The 26,281-nt window shown below is 52.6% G+C and carries 17 protein-coding genes; 3 read left to right on the top strand and 14 right to left on the bottom strand.

Annotation, left to right across the window (positions count from 1 at the left end):
- Positions 1-12 precede the first annotated feature (12 nt).
- The 7 genes from MKZ24_RS09125 to xylA all read right to left on the bottom strand — a co-directional run bounded on the left by MKZ24_RS09125 (position 13) and on the right by xylA (position 10,855).
- Positions 13-1,758 carry an ABC transporter substrate-binding protein gene (locus tag MKZ24_RS09125; RefSeq protein ID WP_042239741.1) on the bottom strand — a complete coding sequence of 582 codons (1,746 nt, stop codon included), beginning with the start codon at positions 1,756-1,758 and terminating at the stop codon, positions 13-15.
- A gap of 185 nt (positions 1,759-1,943) precedes the next feature.
- A complete protein-coding gene (locus MKZ24_RS09120) occupies positions 1,944-2,843 on the bottom strand; it encodes a carbohydrate ABC transporter permease (protein ID WP_042239743.1) in 900 nt (299 codons plus the stop codon).
- A gap of 14 nt (positions 2,844-2,857) precedes the next feature.
- Entirely contained in the window at positions 2,858-3,844 is a 987-nt protein-coding gene (locus MKZ24_RS09115) for an ABC transporter permease (protein WP_081956700.1), read from the bottom strand.
- Between the two features lie 113 nt (positions 3,845-3,957).
- Positions 3,958-5,748, bottom strand: a complete 1,791-nt coding sequence (locus MKZ24_RS09110; protein WP_042239745.1) for a sensor histidine kinase — start codon at positions 5,746-5,748, stop codon at positions 3,958-3,960.
- Between the two features lie 174 nt (positions 5,749-5,922).
- Positions 5,923-7,479, bottom strand: a complete 1,557-nt coding sequence (locus tag MKZ24_RS09105) for a response regulator transcription factor (protein WP_042239747.1) — start codon at positions 7,477-7,479, stop codon at positions 5,923-5,925.
- A gap of 220 nt (positions 7,480-7,699) precedes the next feature.
- The gene (gene xylB / locus MKZ24_RS09100) at positions 7,700-9,196 is read right to left on the bottom strand and encodes a xylulokinase (protein ID WP_042239748.1); all 1,497 of its coding nucleotides are present in this window, start codon (positions 9,194-9,196) and stop codon (positions 7,700-7,702) included.
- A 339-nt stretch (positions 9,197-9,535) separates the two neighbouring features.
- Positions 9,536-10,855, bottom strand: coding sequence for a xylose isomerase (gene xylA / locus MKZ24_RS09095; RefSeq protein WP_042239750.1), 1,320 nt, complete (start codon positions 10,853-10,855; stop codon positions 9,536-9,538).
- Positions 10,856-11,310: 455 nt separating this feature from the next.
- Here xylA and MKZ24_RS09090 point away from each other — a divergent pair, with 455 nt between their 5' ends.
- Both MKZ24_RS09090 and MKZ24_RS09085 read left to right on the top strand, forming a co-directional pair.
- Positions 11,311-12,471 carry an ROK family transcriptional regulator gene (locus MKZ24_RS09090; protein WP_042239752.1) on the top strand — a complete coding sequence of 387 codons (1,161 nt, stop codon included), beginning with the start codon at positions 11,311-11,313 and terminating at the stop codon, positions 12,469-12,471.
- A 163-nt stretch (positions 12,472-12,634) separates the two neighbouring features.
- Positions 12,635-12,835, top strand: a complete 201-nt coding sequence (locus tag MKZ24_RS09085) for a hypothetical protein (RefSeq protein ID WP_042239753.1) — start codon at positions 12,635-12,637, stop codon at positions 12,833-12,835.
- A 100-nt stretch (positions 12,836-12,935) separates the two neighbouring features.
- On the opposite strand, the gene MKZ24_RS09080 is transcribed toward MKZ24_RS09085, so the two are convergent.
- The 7 genes from MKZ24_RS09080 to MKZ24_RS09050 all read right to left on the bottom strand — a co-directional run bounded on the left by MKZ24_RS09080 (position 12,936) and on the right by MKZ24_RS09050 (position 25,212).
- Positions 12,936-13,325: a GNAT family N-acetyltransferase gene (locus tag MKZ24_RS09080; protein ID WP_340782268.1), complete on the bottom strand. Its 390-nt coding sequence runs from the start codon at positions 13,323-13,325 to the stop codon at positions 12,936-12,938.
- 90 nt (positions 13,326-13,415) lie between these two features.
- Positions 13,416-13,649, bottom strand: a complete 234-nt coding sequence (locus tag MKZ24_RS09075) for a glutaredoxin family protein (protein ID WP_039308604.1) — start codon at positions 13,647-13,649, stop codon at positions 13,416-13,418.
- An 82-nt stretch (positions 13,650-13,731) separates the two neighbouring features.
- Complete coding sequence (trxB, locus tag MKZ24_RS09070; RefSeq protein WP_042217706.1) at positions 13,732-14,673, bottom strand: thioredoxin-disulfide reductase; 942 nt, start codon at positions 14,671-14,673, stop codon at positions 13,732-13,734.
- Between the two features lie 198 nt (positions 14,674-14,871).
- Complete coding sequence (locus MKZ24_RS09065; RefSeq protein ID WP_042239758.1) at positions 14,872-16,839, bottom strand: heavy metal translocating P-type ATPase; 1,968 nt, start codon at positions 16,837-16,839, stop codon at positions 14,872-14,874.
- A 1,011-nt stretch (positions 16,840-17,850) separates the two neighbouring features.
- On the bottom strand, positions 17,851-20,325 hold the full coding sequence (locus tag MKZ24_RS09060; protein ID WP_340782258.1) for a GH36-type glycosyl hydrolase domain-containing protein: 2,475 nt from the start codon (positions 20,323-20,325) through the stop codon (positions 17,851-17,853).
- A 49-nt stretch (positions 20,326-20,374) separates the two neighbouring features.
- Entirely contained in the window at positions 20,375-24,550 is a 4,176-nt protein-coding gene (locus tag MKZ24_RS09055) for a glycoside hydrolase family 2 TIM barrel-domain containing protein (RefSeq protein WP_340782255.1), read from the bottom strand.
- Positions 24,547-25,212, bottom strand: a complete 666-nt coding sequence (locus MKZ24_RS09050) for a hypothetical protein (protein ID WP_042239761.1) — start codon at positions 25,210-25,212, stop codon at positions 24,547-24,549. Before MKZ24_RS09050 ends, MKZ24_RS09055 begins: the two co-directional genes overlap by 4 nt.
- 97 nt (positions 25,213-25,309) lie before the next feature.
- On the opposite strand from MKZ24_RS09050, the gene MKZ24_RS09045 reads away from it, so the two are divergent.
- Positions 25,310-26,176, top strand: coding sequence for a helix-turn-helix domain-containing protein (locus MKZ24_RS09045; protein WP_052416748.1), 867 nt, complete (start codon positions 25,310-25,312; stop codon positions 26,174-26,176).
- Positions 26,177-26,281 lie beyond the last annotated feature (105 nt).

Genomic DNA, 26,281 nt, shown 5'->3' with positions numbered 1-26,281 from the left:
TCCAATTATTGATTAGAATGTTTTACCAGTCCACAGGGTTACTCTCTTTTTCACGAGCTCTGTGAATTCTTTTTCCATATCCTGAGCGCCTGCTTTGTCCAGCTCTGCCAGGAAGGCGTCATACACTTTATCGAAGTCTGCCGGTTTCGACAGGATGGCTTCAGGAATACGTTTGCGGATGATATCCTGTGTCTTCTTGAAGATTACCTGATATTTGCCGTCAGTTGGAACCGGCAGGTTGTACAGGGCGCCTGTTTCTTTGATCGGGAATTCATCTTCTTTAGGGAACAGATCTTTCCATGTAGTAGCCTTGTATCCTGCAAGTGATTCCTTCTCAGCATCGGAGTAAGAAGCTACGATCTGTTCCGGGAAGCTTGTAGTGTAGTAGTTGTCAGTGGAATCCTTCACACCATCACCGTAACGTGCACCAAAGATAAGGTACTGGCCAATCCCGGTTTTTTTCTGGGTGTTTGCGGTATCGTTAGCTAATCCGTCGCTGATTTCAGGAAGAACTTCGCGTTTACCATCTGCATTTACAGTGTAGTGCGTGCCTTCAATACCCCAGGCTCTAAGAATCTGACCCTCATCGGAAGACATCCAGTCCAGCCATTTGATGATCCGGACAGGGTCTTTGGCTGCAGTAGTGATCGCAAGGCCGTAGCCGTCGATACCTGTCTGCATGAAGGAATGATCTTTATACTCATCGGACAGGGTTACAGGGAAGTGACCGTAAGTATATTCGTCTTTACCGGCTGCTTTCAGAGCATTCTCACCATCGGAATATTCCCATTCCTGCGAGATCAGGCCGAGTACACGGCCGCTGGCGACTTTAGCTTTGTATTGATCGTCTTTTTGTACGAAGGTATCCTTATCAAGCAGACCCTGAGCGTACATTCCGTTCAACCAGCGGAAATATTCTTTTTCAGCCGGACGTTTGTAGTGCAGCTGTGCTTCATAGGTTTCAGGATCTACATAATACTCGCCATCATCCGGTGCACCTGTTGTAGTGAAAGCCGGGTTTGTAACTGTGATCATGATTTTCCAGTCATCAGCGTTCAGCGTCAGCGGAATGGTAGGCTGACCGTCGGTTTCCGGATGCAGAGCCACATAATCCTTAAGCACTTTCTCATAATCTGCCAGTGTTTTGACTTCAGGATAGCCTAGCTCCTTCAATACGCGGTGTTGAATTTCAAATCCGCCTGTAGCATCGAAGGCTTGTTGGCCTACACCCATATTCGTAGGAATCTGATAGATCGCTTGGTCATCCAGGCTATATTTCAGACGGCCCATGTTTTCGCCGTAGACCTTCTTGAGGTTCGGAGCATATTTATCAATCAGTTCCGTCATATCAATAACCAGGCCGGCATCCACCAGGGTGCTCAGATTTCCTTTGGCGAAGATCAGATCAGGTACGTCGCCGCTGGCAGCCATCATCGGGATTTTTTGGTCGCCGCCGCCGCTGCCTACATCAAATTCAGCGTCAATAGTTACACCTGTTTTTTCAGTAATGGCTTTACCGACTTCATCCTGCATTTTGTTCCAGTTCGGACTGGCGTCACCGCCGAAGAATGAGATCGTAAACGGAGAGGTATCTAATGCGGTATCATCTGCTGCTGTATTAGTTGCTGCAGGTGTATTTCCTGTGTTGTTAGAAGTCGTGTTGTTGGCCGCATTATTGTTATTGCCTCCACAACCGGCGATCAGCATAGAGCTCATAAGCATGAGTGTAAAGATTGTTTTGGTACTCTTGCGATTCATTGTATATCCCCCTTATTAGTATGTTTCATCTATGCATATCAGGACAGACCTGAATATACCATTGTTAACGCTTGCAAAACTACTATAAATATAAATTCCACTATTTAACAATAACCCTGGAGTTGGATAGCCGCCTGATCCTGCACTGAACCAGGCAGCTGTTCCATTTCAATCTATTAGCAGGCTTACGCTTTAACTGCACCCAGCGTCATACCGCCAACGAAGTACTTTTGCAGGAACGGATATACAACCAGAATAGGTACAGTTACGACAATCGTAATCGCCATCTTGATCGATTCAGGTGAAATCTGCGCCATCTGCCGCGCCATATCGTTGGCATTCACCATGCCGCTGCCCTGATTGGTAGACGACAATACCTTCATAAGTTCATACTGCAGTGTAGTCAAATGCGGCTTGTTACCGTTATACAGATACGTTGTGAACCATTCATTCCATTGGCCAACGGCCAGGAACAGCGCGATGGTTGCCAGTACCGGTTTACAAAGCGGCAGGATGATCTTATAGAAAATCATAAAGTCATTCGCCCCGTCCAGCTTGGCAGATTCCTGAAGAGCAAAGGGCAGCCCATCCATAAAGGAACGGATAATGAAGACGTTAAATGCAGAAACCATACCCGGAAGGATGTAAATCCAGAACGTTCCGATCAGATTCAAATCTTTCATCAGAATGTACATAGGCACCATACCGCCGGAGAAATACATCGTCATGGCCAGGAAAGTCGAGATGAATTTTCTCGCTCTGAATTCCGGGCGGCTGAGCGTAAAGGCCAGCATGGAAGCACTGATCAGACCCAGAAGTGTACCTGAAAGGGTACGCAGAATGGATATCTTGAAGCCCTGAATCAGGCCGGTATAGCTGAAGATCCGCTGGTAATTCTCAAGCGTCCAGGCTCTCGGGAAGATATAGATGCCGCCCCGAACGGTATCTGTAGATTCATTGAAAGAAATCGCCAGTACGTTCAGGAAGGGATACAACGTTACAATCATGATTAAGGTAAGAGCTGTGTACAGGAAGATGTCGAATGCACGCTCACCTTTCGTCATTTGAAATGCTTTGCCACCCATTTATGGTCCCCTCCTTACATAATGCTTTCTTTAGTGAATTTCTTCATCAGACCGTTAGCCGTGAACAGCAGGATTACACTGACTACTGAGGTGAACATGCTTATTGCAGTACCATAAGAGAACCGCATGATCTGAATACCATACTTAAGCGCATACAAATCCAGCACTTCCGAATAATCGGTGACCAGGTTGTTCTGCAGCTGGAACTGTTTCTCGAAGCCGATACCGATCAGGTGGCCGATATTCATAATGAGCAGCACCATCACGGTTGAACGGATACCCGGCAAAGTAATATTGAACACTTGCTTAATTCTTCCCGCACCATCCACTTTTGCCGCTTCGTACAGCTCTTTATCAATCCCTGTAATCGCTGCCAAATAGATGATTGCACCCCAGCCTGTTTCTTTCCATATATCGGATGCAGTTAAAATCCCCCAGAAATATTTACCTTGGGCCATAAACTGGATCGGCTCATCAGTGATATGAAGCCACATCAGCAAATCGTTCACGATTCCGCCGTCGATTGCGAGTGTCTTGTAGACAATCCCGCCTACAACGACCCAGGAGACAAAGTGAGGCAGATAAGATACCGTTTGAACCGTTCTCTTGAAAATACTCCCCCGCAGCTCATTGAGCATAACGGCAAACGTAATTGGAACCACGAAGCCAAAGATCAGTCCGAGTACGCTCATTGACAGGGTATTTCTTAATACGAGATAGAAACGTTCGTCATGGAACAACTCCTTGAAGTTATCCAGTCCGACCCACTTCTGTTCGCCGAATGACTTAGCCGGCTTATAATTTTGGAATGCCATCAACCATCCCCATATGGGCACATAGCTGAAAATAAATACCCAGATCACGAATGGAAGAGACATCAGATATAAGTACTTTTGCTGCAGTACGCTTTTCCAAAATCCACTATTCCGTTTCGCAGGTGGGCGGGGGGTTACGCTTTCATTTGCTGTAACACCGTTTTCAGTGAGCGCTTTCACGATCATTATTCCCCCTTCGTTCTTATAGTCTTATCTTACCGCAGCACTCCGGGAGAGAATACCCAACAGATTTCACGTAAAATCCTGTCTAAATTAGAGATTCTCCCAGGCCGCGCTGCTTAAGACTTGAACTCGCTTTCAACGGGAATAGAAAACGCTATCTCGGTACCTTCACCTGATCGGCTTGTAATTCTCAGCCCATGCTCCTCTCCGTAATATAGAGTCAGCCTCTGATGCACATTGCGCAGGCCGATCCGTCCCCGTTCCTCTTCCTCCACTTTGCTAATCACATCTACGATCTCGGACAGCCTTTCCTCTATCATGCCGATGCCGTCATCTGTCACAAGCACCTGAACCTCCTGATTCTCATCCAGGGTTATACTGACGCTGACATGAACGGTACCTTGCTTATTCTCCAGCCCGTGGACTACGGAATTCTCTACGAGCGGCTGGATAATGAGCGGCGGGATCATAACTTCAGCTGTTCTAGGGTCAAACTTAATCTCATACTCCAGCCTGTCCTCATACCGGAATTTCTGGATCTCCAGATAAGAACGGATCATCTCTACTTCTTCCTTGATCGGTGCCCGTTCGCGGCCAACTTCGAGGTTCTTGCGCATAAGCTTACCAAGCAGTCTGACGATGTTCGCAATCTCCTTCTCGCCCTTAAGATGCGCATTCATGCGGATCGATTCCAGTGCGTTGAATAGGAAATGCGGATGGATCTGGCTCGCCATCATCTTTAATTTGATCTCCCGCTGGGCGATCTCCAGAGCGCTGTTCTTCTCGTTGCTCTCAATAACCTGGGTGATCAGCCGGTTAATACTTGCCACCATGTAATTGAATTGCCGCGACAGCTGGCCGATCTCATCCGTGCCGTCAATCCGGGAGACGATATTCAGATTGCCAAGGGCTACCTGATTCAGCTGGCGGCTCAGGCGCAGCAGACGGTTGGTGGTCAGCAGGGAGATGGTGTATACAAACACAAGGGCAACCAGCAACACCCCAATAACGATCAGGAGGCCCAGCTTACTGACATTATTGGCATCGCTCAGAATGCTTTTCGTTTCAAATATAGAGATAATCTTCAGCTTGCTGCTGCTCAGCTCAGGAGACATTTCATCAATAATGACGTAAGAATCCTTGCCCTTCACCCTGGTTTTGAGCACACCCTTGGACTGCAATTGCACATCGACGCCAATGTCAAAATCATCGACTGTGCTGCCTACAAGCTGCGGATCATTGGCCGACACAATATAACCCTGCTCATCGATGATTAACGTATCAAACGGCTCCTGGTAGAGCATCTGATTCAGTTCGTCCTGAGAAACCTGTACCATCAGTATTCCGGATTTACCGGATTCCCGGTAGTATACCTGACGGATCAGGCTGAGCTTGTTGATCGTTCCTTTGGGGCTGTTGAAATATTTTTCCTTGTCGGAAATGTACATCCAGTAAATCTCTCCGCTCTGCATGGCCTTCTTGTACCAGGCTCTGGACTCCAGCTCCGGAGTCAATGGTGCAATCGACATATCATCCACCAGGCTCGGATTATCAATGAAAAAACGGATATTGGAAATTTCCCGGTACCGCAGAACAAATACTCGGATATCCGTGTAACTCAAATAAGCCTTTGTAAGCGCCAGTGCATCCGGGTAATGCGTAGTGACCAGCCGCTCAAGCTCCTCGTCAAAATAGAGCAGATTAGAAATATCCGTAGGAACACGCAGCTTGCTGGACAATTGGCTTTTGATCTTCTCCACGTTGTTGGTGGCCTGATCAATCGCTCTGTTCAAGGCTCCCTCACGAAAATAGCTTGTAAGAATAATACCAACAATCAGCACAGGTATCATGACGACAATAATGTAGAAAAAAATCAGCTTATATTTCAGCTTCATATTATTGATCATTCGCACCAGCTTCTTAATAACACTTCCCCCTTCCGTTCAATGGAAAACAGGCTGCTCCCTTATCCTCTGCAGATAGGGAACAGCCTGTATATCATAAGCCTCACGCTGAACGTTCGGCAAGTTCACAGTTCTAACCGCCCATACTGCTCGCGGGCCTGCCCGGCAGCCGGGGTATTAATTCTCTTTGCGGTAGGCCGACGGAGACACTCCGACATATTTGCGGAACTTGGCATTAAAATAATCGGAGTTCATATAACCGACCCGTTCTGCAACCTCATAGACCTTCATGCCTTGGGTCAGGAACTGCTTGGCTTTCTCAATTCTGACTTTATCCAGATACGTGTTGAAGTGTTCTCCCACCTGATTCTTGAACATCTTGCCCAGATACGCGCTATTATAGTTGAAAATTTCGGAAAGCGAGCCCAGCTTCAAATTCTCATTATAGCGGCGCTGGATCAGGTCCGTGATCCGCTTGATTTCATCTCCGCGCCCGCCGCTGCCGATCAGCCCGGAAATTTGCTCCATATAAGCTGATACCAGCTGCTCCACATCATGCAGGTTAGCGCTGCTGTACATTTCACCCATAGGCGAGGCTTGACCGGCAATCAGTGCACGGATGTCCGGATTCGCTGCCTCCAGGCGGGCAATGGTACTGCTGACAATCCGCATCAGGTTATCCTTGATATAAGCTTCTTCGCGCCGGGCATGAACCAGCTGGCGGACAATTTGCCCTATAAGCCCGCGGGCCACCTCACCGCTTCCGGCCTCAACAGCAAGCAGCAGCTGTACCTCCACATCCCGCTCCGGGTCCGGCTCCTCCTCGAATTCTCCCGTCCTCTTCACGGGTTCATTCCAGTTATCCGGCTTCCCGCTTAGCAGCGTGTCCTTCTGCCCGAAAAAAGACTCGTCCAGCCGGCTACGTGCTGTGGCGAACGACAGGAACGCCTCTTCCGGGCTGCCTGCTGCACCGCCTGCTGCCGCCTGAAACTCCAGTCCTTCCTTCGCTGTAATCGAATGCAGCTCCTGCCATAGCGACTCCCGGGCACTGTCATTTGCAAGCGGTTCCTTCAAAAGAATCCCCATATACGGGGGAAGCGTGAAGAATAAGCCGCGCTCTTCCTCTTCCAGCCAATGCCGCTCCATCAGGCTCTTCACCTGTTCCTCACGGCTGTCTCCTCCTTTGTTAAGCCCTTTCAATTCCAGCAATATCACTTCGCAGCTGCATCCTTCGAGACCCAGCTGAGCCGCAGCCTCTGCGGGGGCCTCTCCGCCTTCCTTCGGCTGCAGCAGCTCGCGCAGCAGCACTTCGGTGGTCTTTGCCGGCTCCCCTGACTGCCATTCGATTATCTGTTCTTCCAGGCTTATCTTCTCACGCAGCTCCTGCAGGTAGGTGATCAATTCCTCCTCATCGACCGGCTTAAGCAAATAACCGTCGATATGGTAGGCAATCGCCCGTTTGGCATATTCAAAGTCAGCATAGCCGCTAAGAATCAGCACATGGCAGTTAGGGCTCTCTTTGCGGAGCTCGGAGATCAGTTCCAGACCGTCCATCCCGGGCATGCGGATATCTGCAATCACAAGGCCGGGCGCGAGCGCCTTGAACTTATCCAGTGCTTCGTATCCGTTCGCCGCCGTCGCCACTACGGTATAGCCCTCTTCTTCCCAGGGAATCAGCGTCCGCATCCCTTCTCTTAGCTTGGGCTCATCATCTACAATCAGTACTTTGATCAATATGGGTTCACCCCCTTATTTAAAAAGAAAACAGCTGCCACCCTGAAAGGAATGGCAGACATTAAGTGCTGGATATAAAACTTTATTAATTGAATAGAGCTATCTCCAATGGAGATTCCGGCGTAACTGCACACTCTCATCTTCTTATTGTCTTTAAATACTCAAAATTATACAGGTGGTTATTTAACTCTTTATGTGATTGTTTATATTTTACACTAAATTATTTACGATACAAAGCCAGCTTCTCATTCAGCCCGCGGGTCTGGCTGTACACTTCCTGGTACAAGGCGAAGATGCCGTCGTAGATTGCAGCCTGCTCTGCATTAGGAGTGTAGGTTTCAGCCGGACGGATGAAGGCTTCCGCGCACGCTCCCAGCGATTCAAACCAGCCGGCACCGTAAGCAGCCAGCATCGCCGCGCCCATCGCCGGACCTTGCTCGCTCTCCAGCTTGATGATCGAAGCGCCGAAGATATCAGCCTGCATCTGCAGCCAGGCTTCATTCTTGGCGCCGCCGCCGATTGCCACCACCTCGGTGATCTCTTTGCCGGATTCGCGTACAATCTCAATCGATTCACGCAGCGAGAAGGTGATGCCTTCCAGCACAGCGCGTGTAAAGTAGGGCAGTGTATGGCCGGAATCCATGCCGATGAAGCTGCCGCGGATGTTCGCATCCGGATGCGGTGTACGTTCTCCGCTGATATACGGTGTGAACAAGAGGCCGCTGCTGCCGGCCGGGATATCATTAACGCCGTGAAGCAATTCGTCGAAGCTCTTCTCGGCGGCAAAGGTCTCCTTGAACCAGGTCAGACTGTGGCCCGCCGCCAGGGTAACGCCCATGATATAGAAGGCATCCTGCTCACTGTGATTGAAGAAATGGACTTTGCCTTCGAGGTTAAGATCCTTGTTGCTCTCATAAGACAACACGACTCCGGAAGTCCCGATGCTGCACATCGTCCGGCCTTCACCCAGAATTCCGGCACCGAGTGCGCCGCAGGCATTGTCTGCACCACCGGCGAACACCTTGGTAGAAGGCAGCAATCCGGAAGCTTCGGCAATCTCCGGAAGCAGCGTTCCGGTCTGCTCGAAGGATTCCACAAGTCTAGGGCAGATAGAGAGCGGCAGACCGAAGGCTTCGGCAATCTCCGGGCTCCACTCCTTGGAGCCTACGTCGAGCAGCAGGGTTCCGGCTGCGTCTGAATAATCCATAGCATAGTCACCGGTCAGGCGGTAACGCACATAATCCTTCGGCAGCAGGAACAGCTCAGCCTGCGACATTACCTCTGGCTCGTTCTCTTGAACCCATAGAATCTTCGGAAGCGTGAAGCCTTCCAGCGCGCGGTTTCTGGCAATTTCGATCAGCTTGCCGCCAAGCGTCTTCTCAATCTTGCGGCACTGGGCTGTTGTGCGTGTATCGTTCCACAGGATCGCCGGACGCAGAGCCTTGCCTTCGCCGTCAACCAGCACCAGTCCATGCATTTGACCGGAGAAGCTGATTCCATCGACTTGCGAAGAATCTACACCGGATACCTCCATCAGCCGTTTCAGGCTGACGATCGTTCCTTTAACCCAGTCCTCGGGATTCTGCTCACTCCAGTTCGGCTGGGGTCTGCTAAGCGGGTAAGCCTCAGAGTGCTCGAACGCTACTTTGCCCTGGGGATCTACCAGTACAGTCTTCACTGCGCTGGTTCCGAGATCGACACCGATTACATATTTCATAGTTATCCTCCTAAAAGTTATATGAAGCATTACTTCTATTGGAACATCTCCGCAATATAACTCGCCTCGTAAGCATAATCTTAAGTTTTGCGAGCTTCTGCTTCCTGAATTCACTTCAAGCAAAACTCGCTTCGTAAGCATCTGCTTAATTATATGAAGCATTAACCCTCTTACTGAAGCCTGTGCATTGCACAAAATACATCCATACAGCCATTCTCCGCCGTGCACATCTTTTCTCCACCAATAAAAGGGGGCTGCCGAAGAATGCTCTCTTCAGCAACCCCCGTTGCGTTTATCCTCTGATGAATCTGCGGCAGTCACCGCAGACCCGGTACAGTCTTATTCAGCAGTCAGGATGTACTGGTTAAGTGTAGCTCTCAGCAATTCCTGGCGTCCGGACTTGTTCGGACGCGGGTTCTCGTTGTTCAGCGCATAGTCAGCAAGCGAAGCAAGTGTCGCTTTGCCGGATACGATGTCAGCGCCAATGCCTTCATTGAAGCTGCTGTAACGCTCAGCAATGAAGTTCTCGAATACGCCGTCTTCCAGCAGCTTCGCAGCTACCTTCAGGCCCTTAGCGTAGATGTCCATACCGGAGATGTGTGCCAGGAACAGATCCTCAGGCTCGAAGGAAGGACGGCGTACTTTGGAGTCAAAGTTGATTCCGCCTTTGCCCAGACCATCGTTCTTTAGTACTTCGTACAGAGTCAGAGTAGAATCGTAGATGCTTGCAGGGAATTCATCGGTATCCCAGCCGAGCAATGGATCGCCCTGGTTCGCATCAAGCGATCCCAGCATGCCGTTGATACGTGCTACGTGCAGCTCATGCTCGAAGGTATGGCCGGCCAGTGTAGCATGGTTAGCTTCAAGGTTCAGCTTGAAGTGCTTATCCAGGTTGTACTTCTGCAGGAATGCGATACAGGTTGCTGCATCGAAGTCATATTGGTGTTTGGTAGGCTCTTTCGGTTTAGGCTCGATCAGGAACTGGCCTTCGAAGCCGATTTCCTTAGCATAATCAACAGCCATGCTGAACAGACGGGCAATGTTGTCTTGCTCAAGGCTCATATTTGTATTCAGCAGTGTTTCGTAGCCTTCACGGCCGCCCCAGAATACATAGTTGTCAGCGCCCAGACGTTTACCCACTTCCAGACCTTTCTTCACCTGTGCAGCAGCGTGTGCGAACACATCAGCGTTGCAAGTGGAGCCTGCACCGTGCATGTAGCGCGGGTTGGTGAACATATTGGCCGTGTTCCACAGCAATTTTTTGCCGGAAGCCTTCATGCCTTGTTCAAGGATATCTACGATTGTATCGATGTTGCTGTAGAACTCACGCAGGGACGCGCCTTCTGGAGCGATGTCCACATCATGGAAGCAGTAGTACTGCAGATCCATCTTCTCCATGAACTCAAATGCTGCTTCTGCACGGGCCTTGGCCTTGTCCAGTGTGCTCAGCTTGTCCCAAGCGCGGACTGCTGTTTCAGCGCCGAACGGATCGGAACCGCCAGCGGTTAATGTATGCCAATATGCCATTGCAAATTTCAAGTGCTCTTCCATAGTTTTGCCGGCAACGATTTCTTTAGGGTTGTAGAATTTGAATGCGTAAGGGTTAGTGGAACGGCTTCCCTCGTAAGAGATCTTGCTCACTGTTTCAAAATAAGCCATTTGTAAAATCCTCCTCGATATTTTGCTTCGCCCGCAAGCGTTTACAGCAACATCTTAACACATCTTTCGGACTTTGTATATTGGTTAAACAAAGTTTTTGAGAACTTTTATTTTGTCTGTTTTTTATCCTGTCCCGGCAGAGCAGCTACTCTCTTCTCCCTTTATTTTCACTATATGATGCTGAACATAAAGTACCCTCCGGCAGTGCAGCCTATGCGTATAACTGTAATTCCCCCGCCTCCCCCGGACGTTAATCTAGTTGCTTTTTGCCGCTCTTCATTCTAGACTAAATGGCATACCTTCTCCGCGTAAACGCTGCCTCAAGGCTTATTGCATTACGTATGCGGGAAAACCGAAACCTATAAGCTCTGCCCTGATTGAGTGCCTTCCTCATTGTTATGTGCCGTACTCAGCAGGCCGGATCGTCTTATATTTCAAAAAAGGAAGTGTGCTTCTTGAAAGTTACCGGTGATCAGGCGCTGGTCAAAAAAATTAACAAATCGATTATTTTACATACGATCCGCATGCAGTCCCCCGTCTCCCGGGCCAAGGTGTCCGAGATGACAGGTCTTAACAAAGCTACGGTCTCCAATCTAGTCGCCGAGCTCTGCGGGCAGGAGCTGGTTACCGAAGCCGGTCCCGGAGAATCCAGCGGGGGACGCAAACCGCTCATGCTGCATTTCAACGAAATGGCCGGAAGCGTTATCGGGATCGAACTGCGTGTTAAACAGCTTAAGGCCGTGCTCTGCAATCTGGGAGGCGGCATTCTTCATGAACGGGATTGTGCGCTGGCAGCCCACGACTTCCCTTATGTACTGGGGCAGATGCAGCAGATGATCTCGGAGCTGATTGCCGAGGCGCCTCCTTCACCCTATGGCCTCGTCGGCATCGGAGTCGGCGTGCCGGGAATGGTGGATGAACACGGAGTCGTGCTGTTTGCGCCCAACCTTGGCTGGGAAATGGTCGATCTGCGGTCGATTCTGGAAAGCGCCTTCGCGGTTCCGGTCACCATTGACAATGAAGCCAATGCCGGGGCACAAGGGGAGCTGAACTTCGGGGCGGCGCGGGATGTGCGCCATCTGCTGTACATCAGTGCAGGCTCGGGGATCGGGTCCGGAATCATCATCGGCGGAGAGTTGTATAAGGGCGCACGCGGATACGCCGGGGAGACCGGGCATATGACGATTGAGGCGGAAGGCAAGCCCTGCAGCTGCGGCAGCCGGGGCTGCTGGGAGCTCTATGCTTCGGAGAAAACGTACGATAATCCCGGCCTTTCCCTGCCTGCCCGTACCACGACCGAACTGGTGGCGTATGCGCTGGAGGGGCAGCCGGATACCCTGCAGCACTTTAGCTCCATCGGGGAATATCTGGGCATCGGGGTCACTAATCTGATCAACAGCTTCAATCCGGAGCTGATTGTCATTGGGGGAGCTCTGTCTGAAGCTGAACCGTGGCTGGGCGAGCCGCTGCGCCGGGTAGTAGCCGAGCGTACGCTTCCTTACCACAAGCAGCAGCTTGAGATCACCTTCTCCAGGCTGGGCAGCCGCGGAACGATGATTGGCGCAGGCTTTTCTGCAGTCATGCACTTTCTCGGCAACATCCGGGTAACCCTATAGAAGGATCATTTCAACGTAAAACATATAAGCTCTTATATTTTCGTAAAATTGCCGCATTTGCAGCAGCATTTCCTGCACTAAAAGGAATAGCAATCCTATATAATAAGGATATACGTGTGACATTTGTCACCATACCCCTTTTTCTGAAATGGAGAGAGCGTCTATGACCTATGTTGATACGTCAGATATTTCAGCGAAGATGTTCATCACCGTGCTGCTGCTGCTGCTTGTTATCGCCCCACTCATCAGCCTTGGCGTCCTGCGCCTGTTCCAATCGAGGAAGAAATCCGGATTCATGCTTATTAGCAGCGGTATTGCCGTATATGCTGTTTTTCAAATTGTCATGTCGTTTACTCATACTTAGCCTAGCGGCCTCCAAACGGGGTTCATGCTTGCAAGACAGCGGTATCCTGTATCCCCTTCATGTATCTGTTTTAGCAGGAAATACAAAAAGCAGCCTGGATTCAATGACTGCTTTTTGATATATCCGTTGTTCCCCGGGTGCGCAGAACACACTCAAACCGCTCAATCCCCGGATATTTTTCTCCCAGACTGTGAATCTCAAACCCTGCCTTGCTATAAAAGCCCACCGCATCCTGATCCGTATCTGCCCTGATCAGCTCTACCTGCTCCCATCCGGCAATTTCTGCGATCATATTGCTGCCAAGTGTCCGTCCGCGCCAACTCTTCTGTACAGCCAGATGTCTGATCTCCACCTCATGTGCAGCAGCGCAGCTGATTCCGGTGATTCCGGCCAGCTCCCCGTTAACTCTCTGGTCATCCGGCCACATACATTCTGCAAGCAGGCTCTTCACCGCATCGCTGTCCCAGTAATTCTTTAAGCTGATTAACAATTTCCCTTCTCCTCTAAGTTCAGGACAACGAAAAACCGCCTCCGGAGGGAAGCGGCTAATATATTCTCCTTAAGTCCGGCCAGCTATTCCTTAAATCGTAGCCAAAGCCTTGTCGAACTTGGTTTTGTTCATGCCGACGATTTTGAACTCACCGATAACCGTAATAGGAACAGCTCTCATGCCCATATCCCATACCTGCTGCGCATAATCATCGTTCTGCTCGATGTTGCGCTCTTCGTAGGCTACACCTTTATCGTTCAGGAAGCTCTTCACCTGACGGCAATGCGGACAATTGGTTGAAGTGTACACAATTACATTCTCCATAGTATGATCTCCTCCTAATTTGTAAGTATAAGAATCTGTGATCTATTGTAGCACCGGAGTGCCTTCTATTCCAAATGGAATCTTACAGAATAACCGCGCTGTGCTCCAGGCTCTCGATATATTTCTCGGCATCCATCGCCGCCATACAGCCGCTGCCTGCAGCCGTAATCGCTTGTCTGTAACGGGTATCCTGCACGTCACCGCAAGCAAACACGCCGGGAATATTCGTCTCAGAGGTTCCGGGATTCGACACAATGTAGCCGTTAGCATCCGTAGTGATTTGTCCGCCCAGGAAAGAAGTATTGGGATGATGGCCGACAGCTACGAATACACCGCTGGCTTCAATGAATTCTTCTTCACCGGTCTCATTGTTAATCACCTTCAGGCCAGTCACACCTTTGTCTCCGGCAATAACTTCAACAGGCGTACGGTTGAGTCCCCAGGTAACTTTGGCATTGTCGCGTACACGATCCTGCATAATCTTGGAGGCCCGCAGCTCTTCGCGACGGTGCACCAGGGTTACTTTTGACGCGAATCTTGTCAGGAAGCCCGCTTCCTCCAGCGCCGAATCACCGCCGCCGACAACCACGATTTCTTTGCCGCGGAAGAAGAATCCGTCACAGGTTGCGCAAGTGCTGACACCGCGTCCGATATTATCCTGCTCCCCGGGAATCCCGAGATATTTCGCTGTAGCGCCGGTGGAAATAATCAATGTATCTGTAACCAGTGTGCCCATGCCTTCAACATTCAGCTTGAACGGACGTTCGCCCAGCTCTACACTGTTCACCCAGCCGGTAACGAACTGTGCTCCGAAACGTTCAGCCTGCTTGCGCATATTGTCCATCAGATCCGGACCCAAAATGCCTTCCGGGAATCCTGGGAAGTTCTCGATCTCTGTTGTAGTTGTAAGCTGTCCGCCTGGCTGCGGACCTTCGATAACGAGCGGGTTCAGGTTCGCCCGGGCCAAGTATATGGCAGCCGTCAATCCGGCCGGTCCAGTACCTACAATAATTGATTTGTACATGATTATATCCTCCTTGAGATGGACGGCAAAGACGCCATTTCTTAATTAAAATTATTATAATGTAGTATTTATTATGATCATCTCAAGGGAAGTTGTCAATATGCCAGACACGGTGAAAACGCACCTATTTTGTGAACAATTCAATTTTAAGCAATTAAATATTTGGCAGGGCCGGATAAACGGTCTTTCCGGCTTTTTTTAGCGCAACAGACGCAGTCCGTTAAGGATTACAAGAATGGTGCTGCCCTCATGGCCCACCACGCCAAACGGCAACGCAATCCCCTGTACAAAGTTGCTGATCATCAGTGTGGCGATTACGGCCACAGCAAAAATCATATTCTGCTTCACAATCCGCTGCGTACGGCGGGCCAGGGCAATCGTAGAAGCAATCTCCTCGATATTATCGTTCATCAGCACCACATCGGCAATCTCCAGCGCGGCTCCGCTGCCTTTCATGCCCATTCCCATACCTACTGTTGCTGTAGCCAGCGCAGGCGCATCATTAACACCGTCACCCACCATAATCACATGGCCGTATTGTTCACGAAGCGCTTTGATATGCGATACCTTATCTTCTGGCAAAAGACCGGCGAATACCAGGTCCACTCCGGTCTTCCCGGCAATCACCTGTGCGGTGGCCTCACGGTCCCCGGTAAGCATCGCTACCTTAATGCCCAGCTCCTGCAGCTTACGTACGGCTGTCTCCGCCTGGGAACGTACGGTATCCTGCAGCGCAATCATTCCGGCAATGGTATCACCGGCGAGAATCAGCGATACTGTCTTCCCTTCCTGCTCCAGCTCGCTGCGCAACGCTCTCCAGTATTCCGAATCCCCCTGCGGTGCAGTACCGTGCACTTCATCCAGCAGATTGGACTTGCCGATCCGCCACAGGCGGCCGTTAATGGTCCCCTCAATGCCCCAGCCGGTAACCGATTTGCTCTCTTCGATGGTGAGCAGCTCTACCTGCTCGGCTTCAGCAAGCGCAACAATGGCTTCCGCGAGCGGATGGCCGGACAGCTTCTCAATCGAAGCACTGACGGCCAGCAGCTCTTCACGTCCATACCCTTCTCCGGCGATGAAATCCGTGACCTGCGGAACCCCTTCCGTCAATGTGCCTGTTTTGTCAAAAGCAACTACAGAGGTGCGTGCCATATTTTCCAGATGGACACCGCCTTTGAAGAGAATCCCTTTGCGCGCACTCTTCGAGATGGCCGACAGCATGGCCGGCATAATGGAGGATACGAGTGCACACGGAGAAGCCACTACCAGGAAGACCATTGCTTTATAGAAGGTATTACTCCAGCTCCAGTCCAGCAGAAACGGCGGCAAAGTGATCAACAAGGCCGTTGCGGCTACTACTACGCGGGCATAGACGGATTCCAGCCGTTTGATAAAACGCTGCGAATCCGGCACCTCATTCTCTGCTTCTTCAACCATCCGGATGATCTTGGCGAACAAGGTATTCTCTGCCGATTTGGTAACTTCAATATATAGCGGGCCTTCGCCATTGACTGTACCGGCGAACACTTCACTTCCGGCTGCCTTATCTACGGGAAGCGATTCTCCAGTAATGGACGCCTGATTGACGGAGGATTCCCCACGGCATACCTTGCCGTCAGCTGGGATAAGCTCCCCGGGACGGACCAGCAGCAGATCTCCGATGGCCAGCAGATCAATCGCCACCTCATTCATTGCCCCCTGCTCAATGCGTACTGCCGTGGCAGGTTTGAGCGCCAGCAGCGAGGAGATATCCTTCTTACTGCGCTCCATCGTGTAACTCTCCAGCGCGCCGCTCAGCGCGAAGATGAAGATTAGCATCGCGCCTTCATTCCAGTAACCGATGGAAGCTGCGCCGAGAGCCGCGGCAATCATCAGCAGATTGACATCCAGATCGCGTTCCTTGACCAGCGTCTCCACGCCTTCCTTCGCCTTGATCCAGCCGCCTATTGAATAGGAGATCACATAGAGAATAACGGATATCGTCTCAGACCAGCCGCTGGCGGCCCAGGCGATCAGCATCATCAGCCCGCTTCCGAGCGCTGCCTGCATTTCGGCATTTGAGATCATAGCCAGCGGATCGAAGCGGCGCGGCTCCGGCGTCCGCGGCTGCTTAGCGCCTCCTTGACGCGCGATCGATTTAGGCATTTCTTTCGAGGTTGAATGCATGATAAATCACCTTCCTGATTGTATTTGTATAAGAGCACACTTGAGAATGAGAGCCATAATGAGAACCATTATGACTCGACTGAGAATGAGTGCAGAATGAGAACCATTATGACCCGACTGAGAATGAGATCAGAATGAGAACCATTATGACCCGACTGAGAATGAGATCAGAATGAGAACCATTATGACTCGACTGAGAATGAGAGCCATTATTAAGACCCTTAAAATGACACATGCTGCCCCGGCTTAGCCGGGACAGCATGTTAAATGAGAATGATAATCATTGTTGCGATAATGCAACTATATTTCCTCTGTGCAACTTATAGCTATACTATATCACGCCCGGCGGAAAAGTAAACCCACAAACAAGCCTGTTATTTCGGGAGGGTTGGCCTCCACCTTGGGCAAAGCCCGCACGCCTGTTGGGGGATGTTAGAGAAGTTGAGAGAAGTTGAGAGAGGTTGGGAGGAGTTTGCGGAAATTATGGAGGCTGCAGAGAATGGCGTTGGTAGTGCGAGCGAAAGGTGTGTGGAGTTTGCATAAGCCGGCTGCTGTGTTCTGTTATGAGAGTCCGCCCATATGATGCTATATAGAGTGAACTTAAGTATCTGACTTGCTGCATGGGCGGAACCTTCGGGTAACAAGGGGTTCATCCATCGGCTGGCCATCACTCTTAGGTTCAGCTTATATAAGTGGAAAAACGTATCTTAATTCGGACGAATGGAGTGATTTCAAGCAAGCAATTGGAAAAAAGGCATTTAATTCGGTTCATTTACCTTCATGTAGCTCATACGCAGCGATTTAAGTGCTGTTTATCCAACTGCTGTTTTAGCAGACGCTCTTCGTTCATCAGCAAGTGGAGAAAATCCAACTTTTTCCGGCCGCCGCAGCATCCCGTGACGGAGAATTTGAGGATAATTGCTTTTTCGAGGGATATAAAAATGCCCCGCCATAATTCTGCTGGTGCAGCTGGCGGGACACTTTTGAGTATGCATTAAGCTCTGCCTACAACTATAGTAGAACCTCCACTTTCACCGAGCTACGATCCGGATAGACAGGCACTACCGTACCTGCCAGCAATTCACCGTCAACACGGATTTCCTTGACGCCTGTGCAGACACTGCTCTCGTTCTTCACGGTAATCTCATACAAGCAGCCGCGGAATCTCCGGGAAACAGAGAAGCCCTCCCAGGAAGACGGGATGCACGGGTTAACCGACAGTCCGCCAATAACGGGCTTAATGCCCATAATATACTGCGTAGCGGCTATATACATCCACGCAGCAGTTCCGGTCAGCCAGGATACATTCGCCAGCCCGAATCTGTCGGATTCCGGTCCGAACAGGTTGGAGGCATAGACATAAGGTTCCGCTTTATAGCGCCATAATCCGGCTTGTTCCATCGCAATATTAGGAATCAGCTGGCGGTAATATTTGTAGGCTTGATCTCCTCTGCCCAGCATGCATTCTGCAATAATCGCCCAGGTGTTGGCGTGGCAAAAGACGGCCCCGTTCTCTCCTGTCCCCTTGTTGTAATTGGTCAGCGGATCTGCGGGATCGGGGAAGTTGGTAATGGACGGGTGCAGCTTCTTAATGCCAAGCTGCGTATCCAGAATGTCGCGAACACTGTCCATGGCCTGGAGCGCTTTATCAGGCTCTCCCATGCCGGACAGGGTCGCCCAGGTCTGGGCGTTAAGCCAAATCTGGGCTTCGTCATGCTCAGCGGTGCCCAGATAACGCCCGTCATCCATGACTGCCCGCCGGAACCATTGGCCGTCCCAGCCGAGCGTGTTCACCAGCCGCTTCTGCTCCTCGTACAGCCTGTCATAGTCCGCCGCATGCTCCAGATGACCGGCTGCTGCCGCCAGATCCTTCATACGAAGCAGCACGGTTCCGAACTGCATCGCCGTCCAGATGCTCTCTCCTCTGCCCTCGCGGCATACGCGGAACAGCTGGTCATTCCAGTCCGAGCGGAGCATCAGCGGGAAGCCGTTCGGCCCCAGCCGGGAGACGGTGAAGTCTACCGCACGCTTCAAATGATCATACAGCGGCGCTTCACCGCCATCATAGAAAGGCAGACTCTCCTGCAGGAATCCGGTATCGCCGGTCTCTGCGAGAATATCCCATACAGCCAGCGCCGTCCACAGGTGGTCATCCGAGTGAATACTGGTCACCGGGTCCCAGCCCTCATTCGGGAAAAAGTAATGATTCACATGCCCGTCCTGATACTGCTGCCCAAGCAGCAGGCGGACCTTGTCTTTGGCCGCCTCCGGATCTAATGGAGCTACGGCCAATATATCCTGAGCTGTGTCCCGGTAGCCTACTCCCCGGAATGTTCCCGTAGCATAGAACGAAATATTGCGCGAGAAAAGAAAGTTCCGCTGCGACTGATACGGATTCCAGATGTTGATCATGCGCTGTGCATCTTTATCCGGCAATTCACAGTTCCAGGCCCCCAGATAGCTGTCCCAGTTCTCCTTAAGCGCCGCAAAGGAACGGGTGACGAAATCCGCCTCCCGGGAATGGCCGATGGCCTGTTCGATCTCAGCCTCAGTCATCGCCGTCCCCAGGAAGAAGTTCAGGGTACGGGTCTCGCCGGGCTGCAGCCTCACTTGAACCTGAAGCGCTCCGCAAGGATCTCCGCCCAGTATTGTCGAGCCGGTGCATCCACCCTGCTCAATCGCAGCCGGATTGGATTCGCTGCGGTAGCTGCCGATAAACTCTTCACGATCCCCGTCATAACCGGCCAGCGGCGCATCCGACATCATATAGACCAGCGGCGTCTCATCCGGCTTGGGCTGATTCTCAACTCCGTACTTGTAGATAAGAGCTTCCTTGGCATGATACTGCACCGACACCTGATGTTTGTTGTAGCATTGCCATTGCAGCTCGCGCATGAATTCCATCATGCCAAACTCGGCGTAGGCATACACATTCAGTTCTTTGACCTCGGTACTATTATTAGTCAGCGTCAAATTCCAGATCAGCGAGTTCTCGTAAGGTCCGACAAAGTAAACGGTCTTTGCCGAAACTTCATCCTGCGCGGCTTCAAAGCGGGTATACCCCATGCCGTGGCTGCTCTTCCATTCCTGCGGCTTCTGAAAAGCCGGCTCATAGGTAGGGCACCAGTAGCTGCCCGTTCCGGCATCCTGCAGGTAAATATAAGGGCCGGAGCGGTCGGTCGGCAGATGAAAGAAACGGTAGCGTGTAATCCGCCAGATCTGCGGAGATTTATAAAAGGCTAATCCGCCGCCCGCATGGGACAGCATGGTATGGAAGGTGCCGTTGGATAAATAGTTCAGCCATGGGGTCGGCATATCATGGCGCTTGAACTCTACCTCCTTCGCGTCATCGCGGAAGGTGAAATACTGGTCCAGCTCCTGCTCGCGGGCAAACGCGCTGCCCCCGGCTGCCGGTTTTGCAGCCTTGTTACTCTGTGTGCGGCCGGAGTCGCCTGGCGGAGTGATTGTTCCCGGTTGGTTCGTCATTAGTCTGGCTCCTCTTCATATAGGATTACTTATTGCTTAATCTTATTCCTCACTTAGGCTCAACCTCATCCATCGTCATGCGGAACTCCAAATCATTCATATACGTGCCATCCGGGTTCAGGAAAACCATGCCAAAAGAGATATCCTCCCGGTCTCCCCGGACGATGGCAACCAGCCGGTTGACTCCTCTTCTCAAAATGATCTCCCGCTCCGGCTGAGTCACATGCTGACCGTTCATATAGATCTCGTAAGCACATTCTGAGTTCACCCGCAGCCTGCCGGTTCGGATATCCGCAGGTTCCCCGCTTCCGGAGACGGGCGCAGGCAGATGCACGAAACAGCTCAGAAACAGCGGACGGCCCTCAGGTGCCGGGATCAGCAGCGTTCCGTCTTCGCGCCGTTCTTTTTTCTTCATCCAGCCATACAGGCCTTCACCCAGATTGTTCAGGGAGAATTCCGGGTCGGTATAGTAATCCTTCATGGCCTGATAATCGGTATACGGCGGACAGAACAGCGTCATCGCGGCTTCCACCGCCCACTGCGCATCTCCTTTATCCAGCTGCAGCAGCTCATCCGCGAAGTCGGCCCCCAGATTGCCCAGCAGGCGGGTGTACAGCCTCAGGCTTTTGTCACTGCCCGGGTCGGTGAGCAACTGCGAGCAGATAATCTCACCCTCGCCGACTGCCTGGCGGATCACAAAAGCCCCGGGAGCACAGGCCTTGCTGCGGTTCAGCTCGACCAGCGCCAGCCTGCTGTATTCCGCCGTATGCTGTCCGGCGAAGTAATCCTTCCAGGCTGTGCCTTCCACGCTGGTGCACAGCACCTCCGCGCCTTGCACCTCCAGCCTGTGACCGGCCAGCTCCCGGTTGACCACGTCCCGGGGCGAGAGATGCACCTTGTCGAACCCGAACAGGTCGACAGGGCTGATCCCGCGGACGGCGGCGTGCGTATAGTCCGCCGCCAGATGATAGGTCCCGTGCGGCGCAATACGCACGGGGCGGTCCAGCAGGCGGGCAATCGCCTCCTGCCCGCCGGGTTCTGCCGGCAGCACCAGCACTGTGCTGCCTGCACTTGCCGCCTGCCGGACGGCTTCCGCCGCGCCCGGTCCGTGCAGCAATCCGGCCTCCACCACCAGGAGGCCGGGGTTCAGGCTGGACAAGCCTGCGGCGCTGTCCAGCCTCTGGCCCTTCAGGCGGAGCTTGCAGAGCAAGGCTTCCGCCGCCCCGCCGCTGCGGACCCACACCGCAGCGGGCTCCGGTACAGCGGCCGCGTGGACTGCGCGGCCCGCATACTGGAGCAGGCTCCGCAGCAGCAGGCAGGCTTGGGGAATTCGTTGGAGATGATCCATGATCTCCAGCTGATTCGCCAGGAACATGCCCGCTCCGCTCCGGTACTCCAGCAGCGGCGACCACAGATCGCCGCCATCTCCAAAGTCACCCGCGCTGCATTCCAGCAGCAGGGTGAAATCGCCGGTCACCGGCTTCTCGAACGCTGCCCGGATAATCGGCAGCGGCCCGTCCTCGCGCAGCCCCTCATGCCAGTACATGAGGTCCTCTGCTCCAAGGCCCCGGAGCACCGGATGCCCATAGTCGCCTGCATGGGCACGGATGAATTCCCTGCGGCTGAGCGTCAGGCTGCCGGGAGAGAGGTGAAGCTGTTCCAGCAGCAGCAATCTGCCGCCCCGCTGCACGTAGCTTCTCAGCTTCCGGTCCAGCGCCCCGTCCTTGTCCTGCATGCGGCTGCCGACAATCAGCAGCGTCCCGCCCCGAAGCTGCTCTACCGCTTCCGCTTCTGACCGGACCAGGCCGGGCACCAGGGTGCGGATCGCCTCATAGTCCCGGTCAGAGCCTAGATAAGCAGCGGGAAGCGCTACTTCTACCGGCTCAGTCTTGCAGCTCCCGGACAACAGCCGGTAGCTTAACAGAAGCTCATGCTTCAGCTCCATGCCATGGAACAGCCGGGCAGACAGCACCGCTTCCGCTTCTGCTACTCCTGCTGATGCTCCTTCCCCATCTCCTACTCTTACTTCTGCCCCATCTCCTGCTCTTGCTCCTACGCCTACGCCTTCATCCCCTCCCACTCCTGCTCCTTCACCATTGACCGGTTCCGGCATCCATTCCAGCCGGATGCTCCGGCGGGCGGCAGGCTCGTGGCGGAAACGGAACGTCTCGCTATGAACCACATGTCCGCTTTGCCGGACCGTGCATTCAATAGTTACTTCCTGTTCTGCCAGCGTATCGTTGTAGACATCGAAGCTGCGGCGGACCGGCGCATCATCGAAGAAGCAGCGGTTATATTCGGCGGCAATCAATGTTACCGGCTTGAAGGCTTCAGCCATAATGGCAAAAGCGGGATTGGCCTTGAATGCCGGATATTCCCCCGGCAGCAGCCCGTTGTTCAGGGAAAGGGAGTAAGCCGGAATTACCGCAGGCTTAGGGCCTGGTGTGTTCAGGTCGGCAGGCGGCAGCTGAATATTCCGTTCCGGCATCGCCCGCATGAAATAATGGGCGAAGTTGAAGGTAGAGATGCCAGAGACCCCTTGGCGGCGTGCATACTCCACGAACAGCCTTTCCTTCTGGGCTAAGCCGGCAGCACTTGCATCTGAGTCACGGTATGCGTCCAGTCCGATATACATGCTGCTGTTCTGCGGGCAGATGTACCACCAGCCGCCATGCTCGCCGAAGGTGAGCGGAACGCTGCGGTCCCACTGCGCGATCGTGCCGTCAATGTTGTAATGGCGGCTCTCCACCTCTGTCCCTTGCTTGGTGACCAACCGGTTATCCCCTTCCACCATAATCGGGCGGGTGGAATCAAGGGCTCTCATCAGCTCCATCAGACCCGGGATATGCTGTTGGTAGGTATCCCGGCCGTCCACCCAGCGCATCTCGTTCTGCACGCTCCACAGAATGACGGATGGGTGATTCTTATCCCGCTGTACCAGCCGCTGCACATGCGCCCGGGAATTGGAGATGAAATCGGGGTGGGCCGCATCCATAGTTTTACCGGACCCGTAGATGGCTGTCTCATCGACAATCAGCATTCCTTCCTCATCGGCAATCCGCAGATAATCAGCCGGATACGGCTCGGCATGCAGCCGGATGCTGTTGATGCCCGCCTGTCTGCACATTCGGTACCAATTGCGGATATAGTCTTCTGTCTGCTGCGCCGCACCCTGGAAATGCCAGGAATCGCCCCGCAGGTTAACAGGAATCCCGTTCAGCATGAACTGCGGGCCTTCGCACCAGAACTCCCGGAAGCCGAATACATCGGTCCGCCGGTCAAGGACCTCCCCATCTGCCTGAAGCTCCAGCTCCAGTTCATATAGGAACGGATGCTCCGGACTCCACAGCTCGGCACCCTGCCAAGGCAGTGCAAATGATGCTCCGCCCCACTCCCGGCTGCCGGTGTTCCAGCATAATTGCCGTCCTTCTACGGCCTGCGCAGGCAGAACATTTACTCCTGCTTCCGCTTCAAGCACCGGCAGCGGCTCTGCACCCTTCGCAGTCAGGGTACCGGATTTCCGTTCCCTGACTTTCAGGAACACCTGCAGCGCTTCCATCGCAGGACCACCCGGCTCTGTGCTCATTAGTGCCTCCACTTCCAGCATGCCCTGCCGGACAGAGGTACGGATTGTGAGATCCTCCAGCGATATTGGCGGGTAGCCTTGGAGGAAGATATCCTGCCATATTCCCCTTGCGATCCTGCCGAACCACGAACCGGCAAGTCCGGTGATTCTCTCCTCCCCGGACGGAATTACCGCCATGTCGAAGCTTCCGCATACTACATGTAACTGCTGCTCCCGGCCGGGCTTCACCATCCGGGTGATATCCAGCCGCAAAGGCAGATACCCGTCCTCCCAGACGGCAATCCGCTCGCGGTCCAGATACACCGCTGCCTTCTGCAAGATTCCATCGAAGCGCAGCACAATCCGCTGCCCCAGCATAGTCTCCGGCACCTGAAAAGAACGGTGCAGCACCCCAGCCTCGGCCGCATCCCATTCTCCCGGGTAGCCGTACACATCAAACGGCACGAAGTTATGGTCCGGTACTTCTCCAAATTTGCTGCCCGAAGGCGTCTTATAGCTGTGGCGCCAGCTCGAAGGCACCTGTATCTTGCGCGCCTCATATTGCAGCCTCTCAGGAAGACTGCGGCAGCGCGGCTGATCGTAGAGCGGCATGAAATCCCATTCGCCGTTCAGGCATATGGATGTGCGCAGCATATTCATTCTCCTTTTCCCCTTTGCGGGAGCGTGATCGTTAGGACAGGCGTAAGCTTTTTCCAGATGTCCTGATCCGGCCCTACATTCTTCCACTTGATAAAATGCGGCTCCATAACCTCTCCCCACTGCTCCGGACGCAGATTCGTTGTGAGTTTCCCCGTATAGGGAGCGGGCTCCACGGTTGCGGGCAGCTCGGAATAAAAGAACAGCAGGTTCTCATGAAGACCGATGATCCCGTATTTGTCACCGTCTCCCGGGCGCTCCTCCTGATATTGATAATGGTAATAGACATAGCTTGAGACCTGCTCCGGCTTGAGTACTGCCAGCCTGCCGTAGGGAGCCCCCGGAGTTTGATTACGCTTCCAATGCTGCCCGGACACCGGCTGCTGATAATGAAAAATGTCCATCATCGGCACCCACAGCCGCGGGTAATCCCCGCCCGGCCAGACCTTGAGCATCTCCACTGCGGGCGGGAACAGCTGCTCCGGCTGAGCCTCTTTGCCGCTGCATTCGTAATATAGAAATAGCCACTGGCCGTCTTGAAAGATGCTTAGCCAAGAAATACCCAGCCAGTCCATACGTTCATTAAGCCATTCCACCTGTGAGCCCAAAAAAGCAGCCGGGTCGCAGCCCTCTCTGCATTCGGCTCTATATAAATATCGCTGCATAGATTCCCTCCAACCGTGTGTCATCTTCCTCTTAAGATTAACGCAAACGGCGGAACAGTTCCTTGACGATCATGCCCTTCTTTAGCATAATAACGACATGACAAATAAACTCTATGCACGGGATTTAGGACTCGAGCCTGGCTTCACTTTCCGCATTCAGAAATGCCCGCTGACTCAGGATTATTATGTTCACTGCCATGATTTCTCGGAGCTGGTGGTCATCCTGGAGGGAAGCGCGATTCATATTATCGAAGGAAAGGAGTACCCCGTATCGGCGGGTCAGGTGTTTTTTATCCACAGCGATATTTCACATGGGTACAAAAATGTGCAGAATATTGAGTACATCAATGTGATGTTCCATCCCGATCAGCTGCTGCAGCTGCCTGAGCTGAAGCTCCTGCCGGGGTTTCAGGCGCTGTTCTATCTGGAGCCGTTCTTCCGCAAAGAGATGTACTTCAAAGGCATGCTCTCCTTGCAGCCCGCGCAGCTGGAAGAGGCTACTGTTCTGCTGGACCGGATTCTGGAGGAGTATGACCGGCAGTCTGACGGCTACCGGCTGATGATCCGCACGTATTTCACCGCACTTGTCGGCACACTATCACGATATTACCGGCAGAATGGCGGCGGAACGGAGAACAGGGCGCTGCAGATCGGTGAGGCGGTTACCTATATTGAAGAGCATTTCCTCCAGCCTATTTCACTTCAGTCTCTGGCAGATCTGGCTTATATGTCGAAGCGCCAATTTCTCCGCGTGTTCACCCGGAATTACCATACGACACCTATGGATTATGTCATCCGCAAACGGCTGGAGTATTCCTGCACACTGCTGCGCAATGCCGGATTAACCATCTCACAGGTGGCCATGGACAGCGGGTTCCGGGATCATAATTATTATTCCAGACAATTCAAAAAAGTGTTCCTGTGCACGCCCTCCGAGTACCGGATGCATAAGGCCGGAATGTAGCGGCAGACAAGCGGGAACCTGCTGTTTTCTCCATATTGGCAACCGGGGGATTGTTGCGGGTTTGGCTGATTGTACTTTGTGCAATAGAACTCCTTTAGAATTGTG

Source organism: Paenibacillus sp. FSL R7-0297, from assembly GCF_038009025.1.
Classification (GTDB): Bacteria; Bacillota; Bacilli; order Paenibacillales; family Paenibacillaceae; genus Paenibacillus_AQ.
The sequence above is the reverse complement of the archived record's forward strand: the minus strand, read 5'-3'. Positions and strand labels throughout refer to the sequence as shown.

Bases quoted from the DNA above. Each gene is read 5' to 3' on its own strand.
- MKZ24_RS09125 (WP_042239741.1), bottom strand. From the start codon at position 1,758: ATGAATCGCAAGAGTACCAAAACAATCTTTACACTCATGCTTATGAGC.
- MKZ24_RS09120 (WP_042239743.1), bottom strand. From the start codon at position 2,843: ATGGGTGGCAAAGCATTTCAAATGACGAAAGGTGAGCGTGCATTCGAC.
- MKZ24_RS09115 (WP_081956700.1), bottom strand. From the start codon at position 3,844: ATGATCGTGAAAGCGCTCACTGAAAACGGTGTTACAGCAAATGAAAGC.
- MKZ24_RS09110 (WP_042239745.1), bottom strand. From the start codon at position 5,748: ATGATCAATAATATGAAGCTGAAATATAAGCTGATTTTTTTCTACATT.
- xylB (WP_042239748.1), bottom strand. From the start codon at position 9,196: ATGAAATATGTAATCGGTGTCGATCTCGGAACCAGCGCAGTGAAGACT.
- xylA (WP_042239750.1), bottom strand. From the start codon at position 10,855: ATGGCTTATTTTGAAACAGTGAGCAAGATCTCTTACGAGGGAAGCCGT.
- MKZ24_RS09085 (WP_042239753.1), top strand. From the start codon at position 12,635: ATGACCTATGTTGATACGTCAGATATTTCAGCGAAGATGTTCATCACC.
- MKZ24_RS09075 (WP_039308604.1), bottom strand. From the start codon at position 13,649: ATGGAGAATGTAATTGTGTACACTTCAACCAATTGTCCGCATTGCCGT.
- trxB (WP_042217706.1), bottom strand. From the start codon at position 14,673: ATGTACAAATCAATTATTGTAGGTACTGGACCGGCCGGATTGACGGCT.
- MKZ24_RS09065 (WP_042239758.1), bottom strand. From the start codon at position 16,839: ATGCATTCAACCTCGAAAGAAATGCCTAAATCGATCGCGCGTCAAGGA.
- MKZ24_RS09060 (WP_340782258.1), bottom strand. From the start codon at position 20,325: ATGACGAACCAACCGGGAACAATCACTCCGCCAGGCGACTCCGGCCGC.
- MKZ24_RS09055 (WP_340782255.1), bottom strand. From the start codon at position 24,550: ATGAATATGCTGCGCACATCCATATGCCTGAACGGCGAATGGGATTTC.
- MKZ24_RS09050 (WP_042239761.1), bottom strand. From the start codon at position 25,212: ATGCAGCGATATTTATATAGAGCCGAATGCAGAGAGGGCTGCGACCCG.
- MKZ24_RS09045 (WP_052416748.1), top strand. From the start codon at position 25,310: ATGACAAATAAACTCTATGCACGGGATTTAGGACTCGAGCCTGGCTTC.